Annotated in this window: 18 protein-coding genes; 10 read left to right on the forward strand and 8 right to left on the reverse strand. The window is 34.7% G+C overall.

What is annotated here, in order from left to right; translation table 11 throughout:
• The first annotated feature begins 24 nt into the window (after positions 1 to 24).
• The 4 genes from LL966_RS04030 to LL966_RS04045 all read left to right on the forward strand — a co-directional run bounded on the left by LL966_RS04030 (position 25) and on the right by LL966_RS04045 (position 4,357).
• On the forward strand, positions 25 to 1,386 hold the full coding sequence (locus tag LL966_RS04030; protein WP_229350428.1) for an FGGY-family carbohydrate kinase: 1,362 nt from the start codon (positions 25 to 27) through the stop codon (positions 1,384 to 1,386).
• 95 nt (positions 1,387 to 1,481) lie between these two features.
• On the forward strand, positions 1,482 to 2,222 hold the full coding sequence (locus LL966_RS04035) for a (Fe-S)-binding protein (protein ID WP_229350430.1): 741 nt from the start codon (positions 1,482 to 1,484) through the stop codon (positions 2,220 to 2,222).
• A 154-nt stretch (positions 2,223 to 2,376) separates the two neighbouring features.
• The gene (locus LL966_RS04040; RefSeq protein WP_229350432.1) at positions 2,377 to 3,777 is read left to right on the forward strand and encodes a lactate utilization protein B; all 1,401 of its coding nucleotides are present in this window, start codon (positions 2,377 to 2,379) and stop codon (positions 3,775 to 3,777) included.
• A complete protein-coding gene (locus LL966_RS04045) occupies positions 3,770 to 4,357 on the forward strand; it encodes a LutC/YkgG family protein (protein WP_229350434.1) in 588 nt (195 codons plus the stop codon). Before LL966_RS04040 ends, LL966_RS04045 begins: the two co-directional genes overlap by 8 nt.
• A 71-nt stretch (positions 4,358 to 4,428) precedes the next feature.
• Here the strand turns inward: LL966_RS04045 and LL966_RS04050 are convergent, their stop codons facing one another.
• Both LL966_RS04050 and LL966_RS04055 read right to left on the reverse strand, forming a co-directional pair.
• Positions 4,429 to 4,761, reverse strand: coding sequence for a YegP family protein (locus tag LL966_RS04050; RefSeq protein WP_229350894.1), 333 nt, complete (start codon positions 4,759 to 4,761; stop codon positions 4,429 to 4,431).
• Between the two features lie 145 nt (positions 4,762 to 4,906).
• Complete coding sequence (locus tag LL966_RS04055; RefSeq protein WP_229350437.1) at positions 4,907 to 5,650, reverse strand: DUF1349 domain-containing protein; 744 nt, start codon at positions 5,648 to 5,650, stop codon at positions 4,907 to 4,909.
• A gap of 137 nt (positions 5,651 to 5,787) precedes the next feature.
• On the opposite strand from LL966_RS04055, the gene LL966_RS04060 reads away from it, so the two are divergent.
• From LL966_RS04060 to LL966_RS04070, 3 genes are read left to right on the forward strand one after another with little or no spacing between them, the layout of a single operon-like run.
• Positions 5,788 to 6,531 carry a response regulator transcription factor gene (locus LL966_RS04060; RefSeq protein WP_229350438.1) on the forward strand — a complete coding sequence of 248 codons (744 nt, stop codon included), beginning with the start codon at positions 5,788 to 5,790 and terminating at the stop codon, positions 6,529 to 6,531.
• Between the two features lie 35 nt (positions 6,532 to 6,566).
• Positions 6,567 to 7,703, forward strand: coding sequence for an XdhC family protein (locus LL966_RS04065; protein ID WP_229350440.1), 1,137 nt, complete (start codon positions 6,567 to 6,569; stop codon positions 7,701 to 7,703).
• Entirely contained in the window at positions 7,681 to 8,283 is a 603-nt protein-coding gene (locus tag LL966_RS04070) for a nucleotidyltransferase family protein (protein ID WP_229350442.1), read from the forward strand. The genes LL966_RS04065 and LL966_RS04070 overlap by 23 nt, the downstream gene beginning before the upstream one ends.
• An 89-nt stretch (positions 8,284 to 8,372) precedes the next feature.
• Here the strand turns inward: LL966_RS04070 and LL966_RS04075 are convergent, their stop codons facing one another.
• Entirely contained in the window at positions 8,373 to 9,509 is a 1,137-nt protein-coding gene (locus tag LL966_RS04075) for a cysteine desulfurase family protein (RefSeq protein ID WP_229350444.1), read from the reverse strand.
• Positions 9,510 to 9,851: 342 nt separating this feature from the next.
• Here LL966_RS04075 and LL966_RS04080 point away from each other — a divergent pair, with 342 nt between their 5' ends.
• The 3 genes from LL966_RS04080 to LL966_RS04090 are packed head-to-tail and all read left to right on the forward strand — an operon-like array spanning position 9,852 to position 13,679.
• A complete protein-coding gene (locus LL966_RS04080; RefSeq protein ID WP_229350446.1) occupies positions 9,852 to 10,490 on the forward strand; it encodes a (2Fe-2S)-binding protein in 639 nt (212 codons plus the stop codon).
• A complete protein-coding gene (locus tag LL966_RS04085; RefSeq protein WP_229350448.1) occupies positions 10,487 to 11,467 on the forward strand; it encodes an FAD binding domain-containing protein in 981 nt (326 codons plus the stop codon). The genes LL966_RS04080 and LL966_RS04085 overlap by 4 nt, the downstream gene beginning before the upstream one ends.
• Positions 11,468 to 11,474: 7 nt before the next feature.
• The gene (locus LL966_RS04090; RefSeq protein ID WP_229350450.1) at positions 11,475 to 13,679 is read left to right on the forward strand and encodes a xanthine dehydrogenase family protein molybdopterin-binding subunit; all 2,205 of its coding nucleotides are present in this window, start codon (positions 11,475 to 11,477) and stop codon (positions 13,677 to 13,679) included.
• A gap of 238 nt (positions 13,680 to 13,917) precedes the next feature.
• Here LL966_RS04090 and LL966_RS04095 read toward each other — a convergent pair whose 3' ends face one another.
• The 5 genes from LL966_RS04095 to LL966_RS04115 all read right to left on the reverse strand — a co-directional run bounded on the left by LL966_RS04095 (position 13,918) and on the right by LL966_RS04115 (position 22,091).
• On the reverse strand, positions 13,918 to 14,481 hold the full coding sequence (locus LL966_RS04095) for a DUF2911 domain-containing protein (RefSeq protein ID WP_229350452.1): 564 nt from the start codon (positions 14,479 to 14,481) through the stop codon (positions 13,918 to 13,920).
• 173 nt (positions 14,482 to 14,654) lie between these two features.
• Complete coding sequence (locus LL966_RS04100) at positions 14,655 to 16,376, reverse strand: glycoside hydrolase family 2 protein (RefSeq protein ID WP_229350454.1); 1,722 nt, start codon at positions 16,374 to 16,376, stop codon at positions 14,655 to 14,657.
• A gap of 243 nt (positions 16,377 to 16,619) precedes the next feature.
• Positions 16,620 to 19,031 (reverse strand): glycoside hydrolase family 2 protein, encoded by a 2,412-nt coding sequence (locus tag LL966_RS04105; protein WP_229350455.1) that lies wholly within the window; start codon positions 19,029 to 19,031, stop codon positions 16,620 to 16,622.
• A 69-nt stretch (positions 19,032 to 19,100) separates the two neighbouring features.
• Entirely contained in the window at positions 19,101 to 20,294 is a 1,194-nt protein-coding gene (locus LL966_RS04110) for a glycoside hydrolase family 88 protein (RefSeq protein WP_229350457.1), read from the reverse strand.
• A gap of 276 nt (positions 20,295 to 20,570) precedes the next feature.
• Positions 20,571 to 22,091 (reverse strand): RagB/SusD family nutrient uptake outer membrane protein, encoded by a 1,521-nt coding sequence (locus LL966_RS04115; protein ID WP_229350459.1) that lies wholly within the window; start codon positions 22,089 to 22,091, stop codon positions 20,571 to 20,573.
• Between the last annotated feature and the right edge of the window lie 10 nt (positions 22,092 to 22,101).

Here is a 22,101-nt window from a genome sequence, read left to right on the forward strand (position 1 = left end):
ATTAACATTTTACAATTTAGAAAAATGAATGTAGTTGCGATTTTTGATATTGGTAAAACAAACAAAAAGGTTTTTTTATTTAACGAAAATTATAAAATTGTCTGGGAAAAATCAGTTAATCTGAATGAAACGACAGACGAAGATGGATTTCCGTGTGAAGATATCGAAGTACTGAAAAACTGGATTTTAGATCGATTATCTGAAATAAAAGAGCTTAAAGATTATGTTTTAAAAGCCATCAATTTTAGCACTTACGGCGCCAGTTTTGTTTACATAGACGAAAATGGAAAAGTTTTAACTCCTCTGTATAATTATCTTAAAGATTATCCAGAGGAATTAAAATCTAATTTCTATGAAAAATACAAAGGAGAAAAGAAATTTGCTGTAAAAACAGCTTCTCCAGTTTTAGGCAGTTTAAATTCGGGAATGCAGATTTACCGATTGAAAGAAGAAAAGCCCGAATTATTCGAAAAGGTAAAATACTGTCTGCACTTGCCTCAGTTTTTAAGTTTTCTTTTAACGAATGAAGCTTACGCAGATATTACGAGTATTGGCTGTCATACGAATATGTGGAATTTCAAAAAAATGAAATACCATAAATGGCTGAAAGAAGAAAATATCTCTGAGAAAATACCGCCAATACATTTTGGAAAAGATGTCATCATGACCCGCGAAAATCTAGCGATTGGAGTTGGTCTTCATGATAGTTCATCGGCAATTATTCCATACACGATCAATTTTACAGAGCCTTTTGTTTTATTATCAACAGGAACTTGGAGCATTTCTTTAAATCCTTTTAACAATAAACCTTTAACTTTTGACGAATCGCAAAATGATTGTCTTTGTTACATGCAATACACCGAAAAACCAGTAAAAGCAGCGCGTTTATTTGCAGGAAATGAACATGAAGTTCAGACCAAACGTTTGGCAGAGCATTTTAATGTTCCAGTTGACACTTATAAAGAAGTATATTTTGATAAGAAAATAGTAGCCAATTTAAGAGCACTTAATTTCCAGATTATTTATCCGAAAAAATACAATTTTGATATTCTGAAAGAATGTCCTTTTCAAAAAAGAGATCTTTCAAACTTTAAGGATTACGAAACAGCTTATCATCAATTAATGTTGGATTTGGTAGAACAGCAGGTTTTTTCTACCAATTTGGTGATTCACAACAGTCCGGTTAAAAAGATTTTTGTAGATGGAGGTTTCAGTAAAAATTCCATTTACATGAATTTATTAGCGGAAGCTTTTCCAGATGTAGAAGTTTACGCGGCTTCGATGGCTCAAGCGAGTGCATTGGGTGCGGCATTAGCAATTCATCAAAACTGGAATCCGAAACCAATTCAGAACGATTTAATTGACTTGAAATTCTATAAACATTAGGTAAAAACGTTCTGTATGTTGTAAATTTGCTGAGAAACGTAATTTTTACATTTTTACAGTATACGCCTAATGAACAACACACTAAATATTACAATATGAAAATTGGACTTTTTATACCTTGTTATGTCGACCAATTTTACCCAAAAGTAGGAATTGCAACCTACGAATTACTTCAGAAATTAGGCTGTGATGTACATTTTCCAATGGGACAAACCTGTTGCGGACAACCTATGGCAAACAGCGGTTATGCACATTTGACAAAAGGTTGCGATGCTAATTTTATTGCCAATTTCTCTGGATTTGATTATATCGTTTGCCCTTCTGGAAGTTGCGTTTTGCATGTGAAAGACCATTTGCATGACGAAAAACAAGAAGAGAAAGCAACAGCAATTCGAAATACGGTTTACGAACTGACAGAGTTTATAACCGACGTTTTAAAAATCGATCATATCGACGGAAAATTTCCTTTTAAAGTCGGAATGCACGTAAGCTGTCACGGTCAGCGTGGATTAAAACTTTCGCAGATGTCTGAATTGAACGCGCCATTTTTCTCGAAACCTGAACAATTATTGCACAATATAGAAGGTCTTGATTTGGTTGCTTTAACAAGAAAAGACGAATGCTGTGGTTTCGGTGGAACTTTCTGTGTAACCGAAGAAGCGGTTTCTGTAAAAATGGGACAAGATCGTATTAAAGATCACGAAAGTCATGATGTGGATTATATTACAGGAGGTGATATGTCTTGCTTAATGCATTTGGATGGAATTCTAAAAAGACAAAAAAGCAGAATCAAAACCATTCATATTGCCGAAATATTAAATTCACTCGAAAACTAATATAGATGTTGAGTATAAAATTTAACCGCAAAGTGCGCAAAGTTTTACGCAAGGTTCACAAAGTTAATTTTAATCTTTGCGAACCTTGCGCTTTTTCCTTTGCGAACTTTGCGGTTAAATAAACATTTCAAAATTGACTTTTAAATAATAGAAAATGTCATCAGAAAAAATAATACAGCACAGCGAAGCCGCAACAAAGTTTAATAAAGATGTAGAGCGTGTCAATTGGCATGATGAAACACTTTGGTTTGTTCGTGCTAAAAGAGATAAATCAGCGCACCAAATAGCAGATTGGGAATTGCTGCGCGAAACAGCTTCTCAAATCAAATTAAACGTACTTTCTAATATTCATGATTATTTAGTCGAATTTGAAGCGAATGCACAACGAAACGGTATCATCGTGCATTGGGCAGCCGATGCCAAAGAACACAACGAAATTGTACATTCAATCATGGCAAAACATGATGTAAAGCAAATGGTGAAATCCAAATCGATGCTTACAGAAGAATGTCATCTAAATGATTATTTAGCTGAAAAAGGAATAGAGGTAATCGATTCTGATTTAGGTGAATATATTGTACAGCTTAGAAAAGAACCGCCAAGTCATATTGTACTTCCAGCGATTCACTTGAAGAAAGAAGATGTAAGTGAAACTTTTCACGAACATTTAGGAACAGAAAAAGGAAATTTTAATCCACAATATTTAACGGAATCGGCTCGTCATAGTTTGAGAAATACTTTTTTGACTAGAAAAGTCGCTTTAACCGGAGTCAATTTTGCTGTTGCAGAAACAGGAGAATTTGTGGTTTGTACGAACGAAGGAAATGCCGATATGGGCGCGCATTTAGCAGACGTCCACATCGCTTGTATGGGATTCGAGAAATTGATTCCGAAAAGAGAACATTTAGGTGTTTTCCTGCGATTGTTAGCAAGAAGTGCAACGGGTCAGCCAATTACTACTTTTTCAAGTCATTTCAAAAAACCAAGAGACGGAAAAGAAATGCATATCGTAATTGTAGACAACGGAAGAAGTACACAATTAGGAAGAGAAGATTTTAGAAATTCGCTAAAATGTATTCGCTGCGGCGCGTGTATGAACACTTGCCCAGTGTACAGACGAAGCGGCGGACACAGTTATCATAATGCGGTTGCGGGACCAATTGGTTCTATTTTAGCGCCAAACTTAGATATGAGCAAAAATGCCGATCTGCCTTTCGCCAGTACGCTTTGTGGTTCTTGTACCAATGTTTGTCCTGTAAAAATTGATATTCACGATCAATTGTACAAATGGCGTCAGGTTTTGGTAAAGGAAGGGCATACACCAACTGCCAAAACAGTAGCGATGAAAACGATGGCAACAGTATTGGCAAATCCAACAGTTTTTAATATTGCTGGGAAATCAGGACGATTTGTAATGAAGAATATTCCAGGAATGGTCAATAATAAGATGAATAAATGGTACGATCAGCGCGAAATGCCAGACGTTCCTGAAGAATCTTTTAGAGAATGGTACAAGAAAAATTCGAGAGAATCTAAAGATAAAAAGAATGAGTAGTAAAGGCGATATTTTAAAAAGAATAAAAGCGAATCAGCCGGAATTGGTTTCAGAACTGCCAGATTTAAATCTTTTAGGTTCAGAACAATTTGATGTTATAGAAACGTACAAAACGGTTTTGAAAGGAATTGGAGGAGATCCTGTTGAAGTTGCGAATTATGGCGAAATTATCAATTACATCAAATCCAATTATAATCTTGAAAAACGATTAATTACAACACTTCCAGAACTTTCAGAAATTGCTTCTTTAGATTGGAAAGAGGTCGATCCGCATTCATTACAAGATGTTGAATTAACAGTTGTAAAAGCACATTTTGGAGTAGCAGAAAACAGCGGACTTTGGGTAACAGATGATATTTTAGGACAACGTGTAGCGCCTTTTATCGCACAATATTTAGCCATTGTAGTTTATAAAAAAGATATTCTTCCAACGATGCAGCAGGCTTACAATAGAATTGGAAACATGGAATATGGTTTTGGAACTTTTATAGCTGGTCCGTCAAAAACAGCAGATATTGAACAATCTTTAGTTCTTGGTGCTCACGGCGCAAGAGGATTGATTGTGTTTTTATTAGATTAAGAAATAAATATTTAGACAATAAAAAAGCGAGGCATTTTACCTCGCTTTTTTTATGTTTAAAACAGTTTTAATTATACTGTTTGATCATCAATAGTTGCTTCTGGAGCGTTTGATTTTACCGATGCTATTCCGTTATCTCTTGCAGAAGTGCTTTCATACATTTCGCTTGAACCAATAATTTGTCCGTTTCCAGCTTTCAAATTAAAATAAGGTTTACCGCTTTTTGATTCTTCTTTGCTGTAATTAGAATCGTCCTGCGAGTTCTTTTTTACAGATTCTATTCCGTTTTCGGCACCAGATTTTGAAGCATAACCTTCACTGCTTAGAATAGTTTGTCCGTTTCCAGCTTTCAGATTAAATTGAAATTCGCCATTGGTTCTTTTAGTAATTACAAATTTTCCCATGTAGTTTTTTATTAAAGTTAGGTAATAATTCATTTTTGATTAAGATAAAAATACAAAACTTAGTAATATAAATCATACGTTAATTTGAAAAAATAATTAAGCAAACAACAACAAAACATTTTAGGTCAAAGATTTAGATGCTGTATTAAATTCCTAAACGAAAATCAGAAACACTTTTTTCTTCCAAAGCAATTTCTTCAAAATTGCTTTGAGTTCCTTTGTCTATAGGACATTGCGTGCTAATTCCCATCCAGATTTCTTTTGGATAATTGTTTTTGTACAAACGAACCATCTGCCAGTTCTTTTTATCAATAGAATAATAACTAGCAACTGTTTTGGTATCAGAAGAGATCTTCATGTAAACTGAAGGCTGTTTCACCACATCATGATTATTGTCGTCAGAAGTTCCCATAGTACGAACGGTTACAATTCTGTGGTTGCCTCTTTCGTCTTGTTCAAAACAAAATTTTTGATAAAAACTATCGTTCACATAAATGTATAAAACCCCAGCATTATACAAACCTTTAGCTGTAAATTCAGGCGTAACTTTCGCGGTAAGCGTAAAAGGTTTGGTATTGTCTACTTTTGATAAAAGCATTGGTGCTGTTGTATTCGATAATTTTCCGTCAGGATCAGAAAAATAATCCGATTTTTCGCCTGCTTTAAAAATTATTTTTTCATTTGCTTCTTTTTTAATTAAACTGTCGGCACCATTTACAGCTTTAGTAAAATGAATACTTGACAGTTTGATGTCGCAAGGTGAACCGTTGACAATTGCCGAATCTTTTTTTATTTCTTCTGTAATAGCAGTTTTCGATGTTTCCTTTTTATTATTGCAGCTTGCTATAAAAAGACTTAGAATAATAACGTTGTAAAAAAATGTTTTCATAAATTATTTTTTTGGGATAGAAAGTGATATTTTTAATTTTCCAAAAATAAAATTGCCAAATAAGAACCGCAATACGTAAAATTAACCAATTCCACTCTTTTTAAATGCCACAAAATCCTTCTGTCGAAAATCAATTAATGCATACATTTTTAGAACAAAAGTTTGACATTGAAGAATCTAATGACATAGAAATGTACAAAGAATTTGTTGCAAATTATGTTAAGATTGAACAATGTGTGGCAGTTTTATCAGATTATCAGGCAGATTGCAGTTATATTTTTGCGGGAAATTTTGGCTCCGTATTCGGACTTCCAAATGAAAATTCTGTAATTGATTCTGCTTTTGAAGAATGTATTTTTACTAAAATTAATTCAGACGATTTGGTTGAACGCCATATTTTAGAACTTAATTTTTATGAATTTTTAAAAGGAATTCCGAAAGAAGAATATTCTAATTTTAGCACATTGAGCAGATTGAGAATGAAAGATTTTGTTGAAAAATGCTCTTATATCAATCATCGTACTATTTATCTTAAAACCTTCAGTAACGGAAGTATTTCTCTTGCTTTATGTTTGTATATGCCTTCCGCAGATTTACAGACAAGAAACGGTATTGATGGAAAGATTTTCAATATTCAAACCGGAGAAGTTATTGAAGCTGAAAAATATAAAAACAATGCAGAAACTATTCTTTCTAAAAGAGAAATAGAAGTCTTAAACAGCGTTGCAAAAGGAAATAAAAGTGAACAAATTGCGGCAGAAATGCACATTTCGGTTTATACTGTTCGACGACATAGACAAAACATCATAGAAAAATTAAAAGTAACCAATACGGCAGAAGCGGTTCAGACAGCTTTTGTAATGGGAATTATCTCGCTTTAAAAGATTTGCTTATTTTTGTTTAAGAGGAAATTTATATGAAGGAAATAAGTGATATACTAAAATCTTATTCTGAAGCACGAAAAGCAGGTAAAAAATGCGCTTTGGCTACAGTGGTAAAAGTGGAAGGTTCTTCTTATAGACAACCTGGCGCACGCATGCTGGTAACAGATGATGGAATTCTTACTGGAGCTATTAGCGGTGGTTGTTTGGAAGGAGATGCATTAAGAAAAGCGCTTCTTTCTATTCATCAAAAACAAAGTAAACTAATTACCTATAACACCAGTAATGAAGACGATGCAGAAATTGGCCTGCAATTAGGATGCAATGGAATTGTTCATATTTTATTTGAATATATAGATGAAGAGATTTTGTGTAATCCGATTGAACTTTTGCGTCAATTAGAGGCAGAAAGAAAAGAAGCAGTTGTTGTGACTGTTTTTTCTTTAAAAAGAGGAGCAAAGCAAATCGGGACATCACTTTTTTTTAGGAAAGACAATCCAGTTTTGCATCATGATATTGATGTTTTAAATTTGATTGCGGACGTAAATGAGGTTTTAAAAAGTAAAAAGTCCATTGTTAAGAAATTAATGGAAGTAAATGATGACGAGGCTCTAATTGAATATGTAAAACCACCAATTTCTCTTGTAATTGCTGGAGCAGGAAACGATGTGCAACCATTGGTAAAAATGGCAGCTATTTTAGGGTGGAAAATCACTGTTCAGGAAGGTCGTGCTACACATGCTACTACAAAACGTTTTCCAAAAGCTGATCGTGTAAGTGTCGTTAAACCGGATCAATTTTTAGATCATATTGTTCCTGATGATCAAACGTTTTTTGTTTTAATGACACACAACTATAAATATGATTTAGCGGTTTTAAAATCATTATTTGAAATTGATTGTCAGTATATTGGAATTCTGGGTCCAAAATCAAAGTTTAACCGAATGTTGGATGATCTTTATAGCGTTGGAACTATTTTAAGTGAAGAACAATTGAAAAGAGTTCATAGTCCTATTGGTTTAGATATTGGATCTGAAACTGCTGAAGAAATTGCATTATCTATAGTCTCAGAAATTAAGGCTTTTGCGACAGGAAGAATAGGAAGTTCATTAAAATATAAAGAAGGCAAGATACACGATGAAATTGAATATGGACAAGAAATTTCGAAATAAAACTGCCATAATTATACTCGCAGCGGGTAATTCTTCTAGATTGGGAAGACCTAAGCAATTGCTGAAATATAAAGAATCAACGCTGCTTAAAAATACATTTTTGGAAGCTTTAAAGGTTGAAAATGCTTTTACAATAGTTGTGACTGGTTCAAACAATAATTTGATCGAAAAAGAACTTAATTTTGATAATGTTGTACTTACTTTCAACTCTGAATGGCAAACAGGAATGTCTTCTTCAATAATAAAAGGCGTTGAACAATTATTACTTTTAAATCCCAATTGTGAAAACTGCATTTTAGCAGTTTGTGACCAGCCATTTATAACAAGCTCTGTTTTTGAAAATTTACGAAAAGAATCTGAAAGAACTAAAAAAGGAATTGCTGCTTCTGCTTATTCTGAAACTTTTGGGACGCCTGTTTTATTTCATAAAAAATATTTCGAAAAATTACTGCGATTGAAAGGGCAAGAAGGCGCAAAAAAACTAATTAATAAATATGCTGAAGATGTTGTTTCTGTAGTTTTTGAAAACGGTAATATCGATATTGATACCGAAGAAGATTATAAGAATTTGATTTCTTAGGTTTTAGGTGCAAAGGGACAAAGTTGCAAAGGTTCAGAGTTTTTTTTCAATCTGTAGAAAGTATTACGTATTTTTTGTCATTTGACAAACTAGACTTTTAATTCTATTGCAATCTTAAAAACCTGCTCAATAGCAATCTCAATTTCATCAGAAGTTGTAAATCTTCCCAAACTAAACCTTATTGAACTCAAAGCTTCTTCATCAGACAATCCCATCGCTTTCAAAACATGAGAAGGCTTAGATGTTACTGCCGAACAAGAAGCTCCATTTGAAACTGAAATATTTCCTAAACCCAAAATCAATTGTTCTGAATTTACTCCAGGAAAACAAATATTAGAAGTGTTATAAATTCGGTTTTCTATATTTCCATTCACAAAAGAACCTTCAAATTGTAATAAACCTTTTTCAAGTTTATCTCTTAAAATTTTAATTCTGTTGCTGTCTTTTTCTAATTCATTTACAGCAATTTCTGCAGCTTTGCCTAAACCAATGATACCAGTAACATTTAGGGTGCCGCTTCGCAATTTTTTTTGTTGTCCACCGCCAATAATTTGAGGTAGTAATTTAAGTTTTGCTCTTGCCGAAATATACAAAGCGCCAATTCCTTTAGGACCATAAAATTTGTGTGCAGAAAGGGCTAAGAGATCAATTCCTAAAGTTTTAACGTCAATTTGGATTTTTCCAGTGGACTGAGTTGCATCACATAAAAAAAGAATGTTTTTTGCTTTTAAAACTTTAGAAATTTCGCTAACATTTTGTATGACACCCGTTTCATTGTTAGAAAGCATTCCTATAAAAACCAGTGTTTTATCTGTTGTTATTTCGCTTAAAAGTTTAATGTCTAAAATACCGTCTGAAGCGGTTGGCAAATAGGTTACTTCAAAACCGTTATTTTCCATAAAACAACAAGTTTCTAATACCGCTTTATGTTCTGTTTGAATGGTTACGATGTGTTTTCGATCTTGGTCAGCCAAACCTTTTATCGCCAGATTGATTGCTTCAGTGGCGCCAGAGGTAAAAATGATTTCTTCGGCTTCAGCATTGATTAAATCGGCAGTCTGCCATGCGGCATTTTCAACGGCTTCTTTTACTGTTAATCCTGCAATATGCTGACTTGTAGAATTGGCATAAAAATCAGTAAAATAAGGAAGCATTGCATTCAAAACTCTATCATCAACACGAGTTGTGGCATTATTATCGAGATAAATAGGTTGTTGATTCTGCATAATAGAAACTTAATTCTTGTAAAAATACAATTTTCAAAATAAAGAATTAACCAGTTTGGGATCTGTTTTTAACGCAAAGCGCGTAAAGTTTTTTGTATCACTTTTATCTTTAGTGAAAGCAAAGTTCGCAAAGCTTTATTAATTTCCACCTTTGCGAACTTTACAATTTTATAAAATACTCTAAAACAAAAAAACTTTGCGCGCTTTGCGTTAAAAAAAGCACAAAGTTGTAATTATTCTAAATAAGAGTAATGTTTGAATTTCATAACTTTTTGTGATTTAAGATGCTTAAATTTGTTAGAATGACAAAAAGTGAATTTGCTAATTTAACAAATAGACTGAATGGCTTCTAAAAAAACAAACCAGAATAAAGTAACTCCGGAAGACTCCAATTCCCGTCGTGACTTTATAAAGAAATCAGGACTTTTTACTGCTCTTGCTTTTACGCCGCCAACATTGGTAATGGCATCAGACAAGAAATGGGATGAAAAAATTGCGGAGTATTTAGAAACCGTATCGCTTTCTATTGAAGTAAATGGTCAGAAACACAATCTCAATATCGAACCAAGAACTACTTTACTTGATTTGTTGAGAGAACAACTGCATCTTACAGGAACCAAAAAAGGTTGTGATCACGGGCAATGCGGTGCTTGTACAGTTCACGTAAATGGAACTAGAATTTTATCGTGTCTCACATTAGCATCAATGCAACAGAATGCTCAGGTTACCACAATCGAGGGACTTTCAAATGGTAAAAAATTGCATCCCATGCAGGAAGCATTTATCAAACATGATGGTTTTCAATGCGGTTATTGTACACCGGGACAAATTATGTCTGGAATTGCCTGTATAAAAGAAGGTCATGCCAATAGCAGAGAGGAAATAAGCGAATATATGAGCGGAAATATCTGCCGTTGTGGAGCGTATCATAATATCGTTGATGCCATAACAGAAGTGAAGGAAGGAGGGAAGGAGTTATGAAAAACTTTCAAATTATAAAAGCATTGTCGGCTTCATCGGCAGTGACAGGAAAAGCTAAAGATAATTCTTCGATGTTTATTGCAGGAGGAACTAATTTGGTTGATTTAATGAAAAAAAACGTCGTGGCTCCAGACAAACTGGTTGACATCAACGGATTGGATTTAAAGAAAATTGAATTCTTAAAAGGTAAAGTTTCAATTGGTGCCTTGGCTAAAAATAGTCAGGTCGCAGAAGATTCCTCCATCAAAGAAAAACATCCTTTGCTTGCCTTGGCTTTAGCTGCTGGTGCATCTCAACAGATTAGACATATGGCAACCGTTGGAGGAAATATGTTGCAAAGAACACGCTGTTCTTATTTTTATAATACCGATATGCCTTGCAACAAACGTGTTCCAAAAAGCGGTTGCGGTGCTATTGGCGGTTCAAACAGAATGTCGGCAATTTTTGGAGCTTCAGACAGTTGTATTGCTGTTCATCCAAGCGATATGTGCGTTGCTTTGGCTGCATTAGATGCAACGGTTTTAGTGGAAGGTCCAAAAGGGAAACGCCAAATTAATTTTACAGACTTTCATCGCTTACCGGGAAATACACCTGAAAAAGACAACACACTAGATAGTAGAGAATTGATTACTTCAGTTGAAATTCCAGATCATAATTTTACTAAAAATGTACATTATCTAAAAGTTCGTGACAGAACTAGCTATGCCTTTGCCTTAGTTTCGGTTGCTGTGGCTTTAGATCTTAAAAACAATGTAATTGAGAATGCTAGATTGGCAATGGGTGGTGTAGCACACAAACCTTGGAGATTAACTGAAACAGAAGAATTTCTTAAAGGAAAAACAGTTTCAGAAGAACTATTTAGACAGGCAGCAAATTTGTCTATGAAGGGAGCAAGAGGATACGGAGAAAACGATTTTAAACTGACTCTTGGAGCCAATGCGATAACGGAAGCACTTACAATAGCAGCATCAAAATAATTAGATTATGAGCAAGACAAGTAATATAAATAGAGTAGACGGATTTGCTAAAGTAACAGGTTCTGCAACTTATTCGGCTGAGTATAAAGCGGATGGAGTTGTATATGCCTGTTTGGTTGGAAGTACAATTGCAAAAGGAAGAATTAAGTCAATTGATACCAAAAAAGCAGAATGGGCGCCAGGAGTTCTGGCCGTAATTACGCATTTGAATGTTGATAAACCATCGGGGTATCAAAAACCAAAAGATAAAAGAAACTTTGGTCAGTCTTTACAAATTTTTAAAGATGATTCGGTATTATATTACGATCAGCCGATTGCTTTGGTAATTGCCGATACTTTTGAACGTATGCAATATGCGGCAAGTTTAATTAAAGCAGATTATTTAAAAGAAGAACATTCGACAGAACTTCACAAAGCCGCTGATAAAGAAAGAAAAATAGATACTGATAAAGGAAATGATTATCATCGCGGCGAACACGATGGTTATAAAAATGCTGAAGTCATTCTTGAAACAGAATATACAATTCCAACTGAGGTTCACAATCCGATGGAATTAGCCAATATTATTGCGAAATGGGATGGAAATAAACCAATTTTATATACGAAAAGTCAAGGTGTTGAAGGAACTCGAAAAAGTGTTGCCGGAGTTTTTGATGTTCCAGTAGAAAATGTTGAGGTTCATTCAGAATATATTGGTGGCGCATTCGGAATGGGATTGCACACTTGGCCGTATGAAATTGCGGCTTTGATAGGATCGAAAAAATTAAACCGCCCAGTAAAATTGGTTTTGCATCGTGAACAGATGTTTACCAATGTAGGTTTCAGACCTTACACGATTCAAAAAATGGGATTGGGTGCAACCAAAGAAGGAAAACTTACGGGATTGACACATGAAGCTGTTGCGATGACTTCGAGCTACGAAGATTTCATGGAAGGTACCGTAAATATGTCCCGATTTATCTATAATTGTTCGAATGTTTCGACACGTTACAGAATTGTGCCTCTGGATACTTGTACACCAATCTGGATGCGAGGTCCAGGAGAAGCAACGGGTTCTTTTGCCCTAGAATCGGCAATGGATGAAATGGCGTATAAGTTAAACTTAGATCCAATTGAATTTCGAAAACGCAATTATGCCGAGAAAGATTTGGAACAAAATAAACCGTGGAGCAGTAAATTTCTTTTAGAATGTTACGAGGCTGGAATGGAACGTATTGGATGGAAAAATCGTAAAAATGAACCAGGTTTACTCAAAGAAGGAAACTGGCTAGTAGGTTACGGAATGGGAACTGGAACTTTTGGCTGTTATAGAAGTCCCACTTCTGTAAAAGCAAAATTTTTAGCCAATGGAGATTTAGTACTGCAATGCAGCGTAAATGACATGGGACCAGGAACGGCAACCATGATGACGGCTATTGGAGCTGAGGTAATTGGTTTGCCATCAGAAAATGTCATTATAGAAATGGGTAAAAGCGGATTGCCAAAAGGTCCAACCCAAGGTGGTTCTGCAACGACTTCATCTGTTGGTTCTGCGGTGCATGATTCTTGTAATTTATTATTGAGCAAAGTAATCGAATTGGCAAGTAAAAATGTTGCCTTAAAAGGAATTCCAATCACAGATTTGACTTTTGAAAATGGAGTGATTTTTTCTAAAAAGGATAAATCTAAATCGATAACATTTGCTTCACTTTTGAGTAGTAATAAATTAGAAGATTTTGAAGTGGAAAACCTTTCTAAAGCAGCAGAAGAAGCTAAGAAATATTCTATTTATTCGTTTTCAGTTCACTTTGTAAAAGTACTTGTAAATCCGAATTTGGGTAAAATTAGATTGGCTCATGTGGTTTCTTGTGCTGATATTGGAACCGTTATCAATCAGAAAACATCTGCGGGACAAATGTTTGGCGGAGCAGTTGGCGGAATCGGAATGGGATTAATGGAAGCCTTAGAAATTGATCATCGTTTTGGACGTCCGATCAATAACAATTTCGCGGATTATCATGTTCCCGTAAATGCTGATATTGAAAAGCAAGAAGTATTTTTCGTCAATAAAAAAGACCCAATTAGTAATCCGATGGGAACAAAAGGTCTGGGAGAAACTGCTTTGGTCGGAATGGCACCAGCAATTGCAAATGCTGTTTTTAATGCAACTGGAAAACGTGTACGAGATTTGCCAATTACGTTGGATAAAATTATAGAAACTGTTAAGGTTTAAACGAAAAAAGAGGCATTTTAAAGTGCCTCTTTTTTATTTAAACTATAATCAACATAGCACGTGGTTTCAACCACGGGAAACGTATTTTTATAAACGTAATGTTATACACTTTGCGTACCCGTGATTGAAACCACGGGTTATATTTGCCTAGGATTGTGTTATCATATGCGAAGAAAATTACCTTCATAAAAAAAGAGAAATTTTTCAATGCCTCTTTTATATATCAAAAAATGATTAGTTATTTAACTGTAATTGGCAATTCAGCAGTTGTTTTATCCCAGCCAATAACAAGATTTGCTACATTACCTTGAGTTGTAAATGCAATTGACAAAGCTTCAATTGGAGTAGAAACTTGTTTAACAGGAACAGAAACTCTCACAACGTCTTTGCTTTCGTCATAAGCATAACCACCCCATAAATCTAACTCTTTGTTGATAATGATAGTCCATTTGTCTTTTTCTGGAATAGCAAATAAACTATAGTATCCAGCAGGAACTTTTTTACCACCGATTGTTACATCTTTGTAAAATTTGATTTCTGTGTTTTCGTTAGCACCAACTCTCCAAACTTCTCCAAATTTCACTACATCACCAAAAATAGTTCTTCCTTTTGCAGAAGGTCTTGCGTAAAGAACTTTGATAACTGGGTTTGGATTATCTGTTTTTTTGAATTTAACCGCTTTGTTTGGGAAATAAGAAATATCAACAGGACTTGCATCAAGTGGAGCAAATTTTACTACATCTTGTGCCTGAATTGTAAAGGCAGCAAACAATGTAACTGCCAGTAAATAAATTTTTTTCATAGGATTACAATTTTTAGAATAACTACAAAGTAAGTTAATAATGAAGAAAAATCATATAATTTATAGCCTGTTTTTTGTTAATGAATTGATAATAGTTTTTTACTCTTTACTCTTTTTCGCGTACCAATTCTGCATAATGTAAAATGCTCTCTTCTTTTCTCCATCATTTGAGATTAATCCTTTACGATTGTAACCGTCCTGAATACCTGGCAACAGTCTTTTTGGCGATCTGAAATCAACAGAATCCAAGGACTCGTTCCGCTTAAATGTGGAATTTTTTCAATCATTTTCAAATTCTGAATGTATAAATATTCCTGATATTCTTCTGTCCATCTTTCATTTTTTTCTCCGTGAAAACCCGCCTTAGCATCACCTCCAAATTCAGAGACAATAACAGGTTTGTTGTATGGCGTAGTCCAGAATATTTTTTCAGCATCTTCCAAGTTACCGCCGTACCAGCCTAAATATTGATTAAAAGCAATAATGTCAAGCGATTTACCAATTTCATCGTCAATCTTTCCGTTATGCGTTAATAAAGCGGCACTGATTAATCTTGTATTGTCTAATGATTTTGTATGAGTTGCCAAATTCGTTATAAAATTATTTCTCGCATCAGAAACTGGAGTTTCATTTGCCATTGACCAAATAATTATACTGGCTCTATTTTTATCTCTTGTAATAGCAGCGGTTAATTGATCTTGTGCATTTTGATACGTATTTTTATTGGTAAATTCAACCGTCCAGTAAACTGGAATTTCTTCCCAAACCATTAATCCCATTTTATCAGCTTGTCGAATAATATTTTCGTTATGCGGATAATGTGCCAGACGAACATAATTGCAGCCTAATTCTTTTGCCCAATTTAGTAAACGTAGCGCATCTTCTTCAGAATTAGCACGTCCGCCTTTTGCATTTTCTTCGTGAATAGAAATTCCTCTTAAAAAGATAGGTTTTCCGTTTAATAAAATTTTGTCACCTTGCGTTTCAATAGTTCTAAAACCAATTTTATCGTTTAGTTTTTTTCCGTTAAAGTCTACAGTAACATCATATAACTTTGGACTTTCTGGCGACCAGTAAGAGATCTTTTTCGCTGGAATTTCGAAGTTTAAAATTCCATTACTATCGGCTTTTCCTTTGAAATTGATTTTCAATTTAGGAATAGAAATTGAAATCTGATTTTTTGATGCATCCAAATTATTGATTTTGATAAAACCTGAAATCACATTTGCATTCCCTTTTTTTAGCTGAATGTTGTAATCTTCCACAAATGAAGATTCCTCTTCAATTAAAGTCACATCGCGCGTGATTCCGCCATAATTCCACCAATCGGTATTTATTGTCGGAATATCTTCTTTATGAAGTGTATTATCAACTTTAATAACTAGATAATTTCCTGTTGGTTTTACAATCGAAGTGACTTCGTAATTGAATGGAGTAAAACCGCCTTCGTGTGCTCCCAGTTTTTTTCCGTTTAAATAAACATCAGCTTTGTAATTAATGGCTCCCAAATATAGAAATAGACGTTTTTTATCTTTTAAATTATAATCGAAAGACTTTTTAAACCATACATTTCCTTCGTAATATTTCAGTTCTGGAACTTGCGAATTCCAATCACCCGGAATAGTAATAGTCGGTGATTTATCAAAATCATATTCTACTAATTCCTGCTTGTTTTGAGCATGATAATTGTTGAAAAATGCTCCTTTTGCCGGTTTTTCCTGTTTGTCATATTGATCAAGGTGAAAACTGTAAAAGCCTGTTTGATACGGATCTATTATGTAATTCCAGACACCGTTTAGCGAAGTAGTGTTTCGGTTTGGTACGTTTGATATTAAACCTTGTGAGTGCCCAATTACAAATGATGTTAGTAATAATAGTGTTAGGAATTTTTTCATTTTAATATTTCATTTTAATTTTTGTGCTGGATTGTAAAGTTTTTCTAACCGCAAAGAGCGCAAAGTTTTTGTTCTTTAAAAGTTGTTAAAGTGCAAAGTGTTACCGTATTTTTTGTCATTCCGAGGAACGAGGAATCTTCGCGAGAAACTCTACAAAGATTGCGGAACTTCTAGTGTGATCCTTCCTTCGTCAGGATGACAAAAACACTTAGTACCTTAGCCTCTTAGCAACTTAGAACCTTTTTATTCAACAGGAATCTTTAAATATTCCCCTTTAAAACTCTGGTTCAACGCCGTCATTTCAATCGGATTGCCAGAACCGTCAGGGATAACCTCTATAGAAGCTTTTCCATTCGCCATTCTAATCGATTCACTTCCTGTTGGCGTGCCTTGATTTTTCAACGTTTTACCGCCTTTTAAACATTGAAAATAAACACTTTCCTCATAATCCAAACAGCGTAAATTGTTGTTGTCAATCGCAATTGCCGTAATCAGATAATTACCATTTTTTAATTTTTCCGAAGACAATTGCAAAGATGAAGCCGTATCATTTTTATTGAAACGATAATTGACTTTAATCGTGTCAGAAACCGTTTTACCATCTTTATTTTTACCGATGGCAATCAGAATGTTTTCTCCTTTTTTAAAATTGACATCCCAAGTTAAACCATTTGCAGGATATAGAGAGAGATTGCGTTGTTTTTCTCCTAATGATTTTCCATCATGAAGTAAAGTCACTTTTTCGCAATTACTGAATACGCTAATAATTCTCGGCGTGTTTTCAGGACCTTGACGTTCTGTCCAAGTGTGCGATTCTATGTAAGCGAAAGGTTGTTTTGCCCAATAGCTTTTAAAAACATAATACGCATCTTTCGGATTTCCGTTTCGATCTGTCAATCCTTTTTGATTCATATACGGAATATCATCTTCCGGACGTAAAGGCGTTGCAAAATCCTTAAATGCCCATTGAATATTGCCCACAAAATCAGGATCATTTTCGGATATATGCAAATGCCAGTCAAACAAATCAACTATATAGTTTTCGCTCCAATCGCCAATTTGGGCGATGTTGGCGACTTTTGTCTGTACAATTGCTTCTTCCCAACCTTCTGCTTTTATGACATTTTCACCAGTTATAGGATTTTCGCTGTGACGGCCAACATGGCTGTCGCCGCCATATTCGGCGTGAATGAAATGCTTATATTCTTTTTTGTAAACATCAATTGCTTTTTGGTAGCTTTTGTAACTTCCAGAATACCAGCCAGACCAGATAGAAGGAGAAAATACATCTACAATATGAGAACCTTCATAATATTTTCTGATTGCCGTTTTTCGAGTAGGGTCGAGTTTATGCGCTATGTCGTTTAATTCGGTTAAAAAGACATTTGTTTTTTCGGTGTTATCTCCGTCAGGAAAGTCAGGAAGCCAGTTCATTTCATTTCCTAAAGACCAAATAATAATACTCGGATGATTGTAATTTTGATTGATGATTTCTGCCAACATATTTTTGGTATTCGTCTGCCAAAGTGCATCACCAATTCCACCTCGACACCACGGCAATTCATCCCAAACTAAAAGTCCTAATTCATCACAAGCTTTATAAATTTCAGGATCTTGCGGATAATGGGCTAAACGAACAAAATTGGCACCCATTTCTTTGATTGATTTCATATCAGCCCAATGTTGTTCGTTGCTCATAGCGGCGCCAACTCCAGCTTGTTCTTCATGACGATGTGTTCCTCGAATTAATAATCGTTTTCCGTTAAGGTAAAACGGGCCGTGATCTTTAAACTCAAACCATCTAAAACCTACTTTTTCAGAAATACTGTCTTTTATTTGATTTTTCTCTGATAAAACAGCCGTTAGGGAATATAAATTTGGTTTTTCGGTATCCCAAAGTTCTGGGTTTTTGATGTTTTCGAAAGTGATTGTCGAAGTTTTATTTGAAACTGGAATCGTTTTACTTGCCACTTTTTTGCCTTTCGGATTTTTAAGTGTTACCGTTAACGATAAATCTTTTGAGTTTTCTGGATTTATAAAAGAAGAAACAATCTGAACCGAGGCTTTTTTAGCCGAAACTTCAGGTGTTGTAATCCTCAAATTTTCAATATGATTTTTGTACTTCGAAATTAACCAAACATCGCGTGTAATTCCTCCGTAAATAAAGAAATCACTTTTTTGAGATGGAATAATTTCGATATCGTAACTATTATCAACACGAACAAAAATGTCGTTATTTCCTTCTTTGATGAAGTTTGTAATGTCAATTGAAAAGCCAATGTAACCGCCAATATGACTTCCAGCTTCTTTTCCGTTTACATATACTTTTGTAGTAACATTTGATCCTTCAAAATATAAAGAATAAACGCTGTTTTTATCGATTTGAGAGATATTTAATTTCTTCTGATACCAGCTGGCATCTCGTCTATAACCTGGATTTAAATCAGTTGCATCTTCGGCATTCCAAGTATGAGGTAAATTTAATGAAACCCAGTTAGACGCTTTTTGTGCCTCGTTGAGGTTTGAAGTATGATTTTCTAAATAAAGCCAATTCTCATTGATGTTTCTTTTTGTCTGAGCAAAACTGCTCAGACAAATTTGAAACAAAACAAAAAGCGCAAAAATTGAAAATGTATGGTTATGTTTTTTTTTCATAGGTTATTTTTTTAGTGACAAAGTGACAAAGGCTTAGAGTAACAAAGGCTGGAAACCTTTGTTACTCTGTTACTTTGAACCTTTGTCCCTTTTTCTAAGAAGAGCTTCCAAAAAATAATAATCGGCATAAATTATAGGTTCGTCTATTTCGTCGTGCTTTGGCCAGTTTCCAGTACTGTGATCAAATAGAAAAGGAGCTTTGATTTCAGAATCTAAAATGTATTTATCAGTTTGTACAGAAGCAATTAATTTGTCGGCGAAAGCTAAATAACTTTCTTTTTTGGTATAACTGTATAATTCGTATAAAGCCGAAGCCATAACCATTGCTGCCGATACATCGCGTGGCGAATTTGGAATGCTAGGATCTTTAAAATCCCAATATGGGATTCCGTCTTCTGGCAGGTTTTTATTTGTCATAAAAAAGAGAGCAGTAGCTTCTGCCTGTTTTTTATATGCTTCGTCTTTTGTATAACGATATGACATTGTAAAACCATAAACCGCCCAAGCTTGGCCGCGAGCCCAAACCGAATCATCGTTGTAACCCTGAAGAGTAGTTTTCTTTCTAACTGCACCCGTATTCGGATTGTAGTCGATGACGTGATAACAACTGTTGTCTTCCCTAAATTGATTTTTTAAAGTGGTATTAGCGTGTTGAATCGCTACGTTACGATATTTCGGATTTCCAGATAATTTGGAAGCCTCAAAAAGCAGTTCTAAATTCATCATATTATCAATGATAACCGGGTAATCCCAAATTTCCTTATTGAAATCCCAAGAACGAATAGAACCTACTTTTGGACTAAACCTTGTGCATAAAGTTTCAGCGCCTTTAATGATTACCGCTTCGTATTCTTTCTTGTTTTCCACTTTTAGGGCTTCTCCAAAACTGCAAAACACTTTAAAACCTACATCATGCGAATTACTATTGACACTTTCTTTTTTGCTGAATGGAGTCCATTTTTGAGCTTGTTCTTTGTATTTTGAATCGCCTGTTAATCGGTACAATTGCCAAAGATTTCCAGCAAAAAAACCGCTTGTCCAATCTTTGGATGGCACTTTGCGAATTTCTAGCGTTTTGGTATTCATGCTTCTTGGCATTGACATAGAATCAACAGGATAATCGAGTAACATTTTGTAACGCGTTTCCAGTAATTTTTCTGTCGATACAGATGCATTTTTTGTTTGAGAATTAATTCCGGATTTGCACGATGTTACCAGCGATGCAAACCCAAGAATTAAAGAAATGAAACTGACATTCTTCATATTAAAATATATTTTGGTAACGAAATTTTAGACGGGGATTTGACTGATTCGCTATCGCGAAGATGCGTATTGTGCGGATTTTTTTATTTCACGCAGATTTGTACAGATTGAAGCAGATTTAAAATAGATTTTTTTGAATAATCTATGTTTATAAGATTATTGAAATTTTAAAATACCTTTAAAAATCTGCGTTCTCTACTAAAATCCTTTTTTAATCTGCGTGAAACTAAAACATGATAATCATTGCAATAACAAATCAGTGGCATCCGCGTTCAATTAATAACCAGGATTATTTGGTTTTAAATTCGGATTAATTGCCAATTCGGTTCCTGGCAACGGCCATAAGTAATCTTTTTCAGGATTAAAATTAGCGTGAGGCTCTAAACCACTTGCTCCAAATACTTCAGGTCCCATTTTTAATCGTTTAATGTCATACCATCTAATGTACTCAAAGGCTAGTTCTAATCTTCTTTCATCAACAACCATTTTTCTAAAAGCATCTTTAGATAAACCTGGGGTAACATTTGCTGGGAAAGAAACCAGTTTTCCTGCTTTATTTCTAGCTCTTGCACGAACACGGTTTACATAACCATCAGCTTCTGTTGTTCCTGGATTGATTTCGTTTAAAGCTTCTGCGGCAGTCAGTAAAACTTCTGCAAAACGCATTGTGATATAATTGTGCTGAGATGTTCTTCCGTTGGCACCTGCTTTTCCAGGAAAACGGAAATATTTCGCAATATGCGGACGCGGTGCTTTTTCGTTATCACTTGATGGAAAAACTTGCAAAGAGCCTCCAGGACCTGTTTTCTTTCTAATAATAGTATCAAAACTTACTGCTCTTCTATAATCTCTCTGATCCCAAGTAGAAAATACTTTTAAAGAAGGAACGGCAACCGAAAATCCCTGTCCATAACTGTAGCTGTCATCTTTTAAAGAACCTGTAAAAAACGCTGTATAGTCTTGACCGTAATTTCCTGAAGTCAAGTTATTAAAATCTACTGTAAACAAAGGCTCTTTTAGAGAAGCTGTTTTGGTTGCATTGAATAAATCCTGAAAATCAGCATCTAATCCTAAACCAAATTTGGCTTCATTTGTAATTACATATTTTGCTTCGTCATAAGCTTTTTGGAAATTTCCTAAAGTAAGATATACGGAAGCCAAATATCCTGCCGCTGTACCTTTTCCTGGAACGGCTTTTACTTTTGGTTTATCTTCTAACCATTGTTTTGCAAATTCTAAATCGGCAATAATTTTAGGGTAAACATCTGCTTCTTTTGTTTTAGTTATCGAACTAACTTGTTTTACATCATTCACAACAAAATCGATGTACGGAATATCTCCAAAAAGACGCACCAAATGATAATAAGTAAATGCTCTGGCAAAATAGGCTTGAGCCACAATAGCGTTAACTTTTGCTGGATCTCCAGGTGTTTTTTTTGCACCTTCAATCGCTTGATTTGCTGCCGTTATAATTACGTAAGATTGTGGCCAAAAGTTTGCTACAAGTGCATTGGTATCATTCATGCTCATATCATTCACATCAATACGTGCTGCTTGTGTAGTTCTATCTCCGATATCAGACATATCGTCGCGAAGCATCAAAGCAATTGTAAATTCTCTCCCCCAATAATTATTATGTGCGATATTGGCAAAAGCACCATTTACTGCTGCCTGCAAATCGTCTGTATTATTGAAAAAGTTATCTGGACGTATAACTCCAACTGGATGTTCTTCCAGATCGGAACAGCTAAAAAAAGCGAGTGTTCCAAATATTAGAAAAGCGATATATTTTTTCATATTGAATATT

The organism is Flavobacterium chungbukense (assembly GCF_020805785.1).
Classification (GTDB): domain Bacteria; phylum Bacteroidota; class Bacteroidia; order Flavobacteriales; family Flavobacteriaceae; genus Flavobacterium; species Flavobacterium chungbukense.